Source organism: Streptomyces kanasensis (assembly GCF_043077165.1).
Classification (GTDB): domain Bacteria; phylum Actinomycetota; class Actinomycetes; order Streptomycetales; family Streptomycetaceae; genus Streptomyces; species Streptomyces changanensis.
The window spans coordinates 1-2,138 of the sequence record NZ_JBIBSF010000026.1 but is presented as its reverse complement, the minus strand read 5'-3'; the positions used below and the strand labels follow the sequence as shown (position 1 = coordinate 2,138).

Annotated in this window: 2 protein-coding genes; both read right to left on the bottom strand. The window is 70.8% G+C overall.

Annotation, left to right across the window (positions count from 1 at the left end):
- Positions 1-271: 271 nt before the first annotated feature.
- Positions 272-1,333 carry an ArdC-like ssDNA-binding domain-containing protein gene (locus ACF053_RS30210; RefSeq protein WP_391956941.1) on the bottom strand — a complete coding sequence of 354 codons (1,062 nt, stop codon included), beginning with the start codon at positions 1,331-1,333 and terminating at the stop codon, positions 272-274.
- A gap of 190 nt (positions 1,334-1,523) precedes the next feature.
- Complete coding sequence (locus tag ACF053_RS30205; protein ID WP_391956940.1) at positions 1,524-2,009, bottom strand: hypothetical protein; 486 nt, start codon at positions 2,007-2,009, stop codon at positions 1,524-1,526.
- Positions 2,010-2,138 lie beyond the last annotated feature (129 nt).

The window sequence follows — 2,138 nt, the reverse complement described above, 5'->3', positions numbered from 1 at the left end:
CCCGCGGCGAAGCCGGCGCCCACCACGCCACACCCCCACCGCGCCCCGCGCCGGGCCCGGCCACCCCCGGCCAGCCGCCGCCCACCGCGCACGCGACCGCGTGCTCCGGTGGTGTACCCACGACGGGCGCACCGGGCCGCTGGACCGGCGGCGCGGCCGTCGCCCGGCGTGAGGTGCGGGCGCGTCCGTCGTCGGCCGCCGCGCCACGGCGGCCGGTCGGCGCGCTCCCGCCGGCCGGGGGGAGGGCTTCCCCTCCCCCCTCGGCTTTGCGTCACCCCTGGGCGGGGGCTGCGGCGGTGTCGAGCGGTTGGGCCTGCTCGCGCTGCTGGGCGGTCTCGATCATCTCGGCGCGCATCTCCTGGTAGGCGGCGTGGGCGGCTTCCTCCGCCGCGCGCTCCGCCTCGTCCGCCTCCGCTGCCTTGTCCGGCGTGGCGGTGGTGTCCAGGATCGCCTTAGCGGCGCGGACGACCGTTGTGCTTGCGGCTGCGAGCGTCTCGCGGACTTCTTCGGCGGTCCGGCCTGCCCAGTTCGCGATGTACGGGACGGAGGTAAGGGCGGCGTCCAGACCGGCCGCCCCGGCGACGATGTACGCGACGGATTCGGCTTCGCACTCCATGCGGCCCCGGTGGCGGCGGTACTCGTCCATGTTCGCGACGTGGCCGCACTCGATGTGCGCGCCTTCGTGGGCGAGCGTGATCACGCGGTGCGCCTCGGGGTCGCTGGCCTGGATGCCGACTACGCGGGTCTTAGGGTCGGTGTACCCGTCCGCGCGGCCGGTGGACTCCAGCCGCACCGTGTACCCGTGGCCCTCTATGTGAGTCGTAAGGGCGTCCCAGAGTTCGGCCAGGGCGTCGCCTCCCACCTTCCCGCCGAGCGTATAGGCGGGCTCCGTGGACTCTTCGGGGGTGACCTCCTCCCCGACGGGGTCAGTCTGGCTGATGTCGAACACGGCGACGGTCTTAAAGATGGTCCGCTTCTTCTCCTGGCCGTTCTCGTCCAGGACCGGCGCGCCGTTCTCGTCCTTCTTCTTCACCGTCATGGGGGCGAAGATCCGCAGTCCCTTTTCCCCCTTGCGGACGGAGCGGCCGTGCTCCTTCCACTCCCGGAAGCCGCGCACCTGGGTGGCGTGCGGGCACTGGGCCAGGATCAAAAGCATGTTGTTGGCGGAGTAGCGGCCGAGGTTCGCGATGGTCGCGCGAAGCATCGCCTTCCACCCGTCGGCAGAGATCAGGGACGCAATCGCGGTGTTCAGCTGCTCGTGGAGGGCGTCTACCTCCGCCGCGCGCTCCTCGGCGGTCTTGGTGGAGCGGCGGCGCGTGGTCTTGGTAGCCATCTCGGTGGTGCCTCTCGTTGAAGTGGTGCGGGTTTCGAGCGGTGCCGGTCGGGGTGCCACCCCCTTCCAGCAAGTTCAATATTACCAGCATTGGACCTGATCGGGAAGTGGAAGGGGGGCCTGACCAGGCTTTTTTCTGCTCCGGCCCCCCTTCACGGCCGGGGCGCCCGCTGCGCCCCGGCCCCTCGGGCTACACCTCGACGGCGGCCTTCGCCTTGCGCTTGGCCTTGACCTTGCGCAGCTTCAGCGGACGGCCGGGCTCGGCGTCCTCGACCAGTCCGCGCACGTCGTACGCGCAGATGGTGAGCACGTCGCCGAGGTCGGCGAGGAGTCGGCGGGGCATCCCGCGCCGGTTCCCGAATCCCCGGGCGTAGTGGACGCGGCCGCCGTGCTCGGTCATGGCGTCGATGTACCATCCACCCTCGCCAACGAGGCGGCTGGCCATGATCGTCACGGAGCGCTGCCGCCCCGCCTGGATCGTGAGGCGGGCGATCAGCCCGACCGAAACCCCCGCCTCGCTGATCTCCTCGGCGCGCTCCACGGTGTCCACCATGACGCGGTAGCAGGTCGACAGGCCGGACTTCGGGTGACGGGTGTCAACGACGGTGACGACCGGCTGCGGGGCCTTGGCGGCCTTCTTGGCGGCGGGGCGCGGGGTGCGGGTCTTGACGGTCATGTCGTCTGCCTCCGGTGTGGGTTTCGATCGGTTCCGTTGTCCGGGGTGCCACCCCCTTCCAACAAGCTCTATATTACCAGTATTGACCCGGATCGCATAGCCGAAAAGGGGGTCTGACCAGGGTTTTTC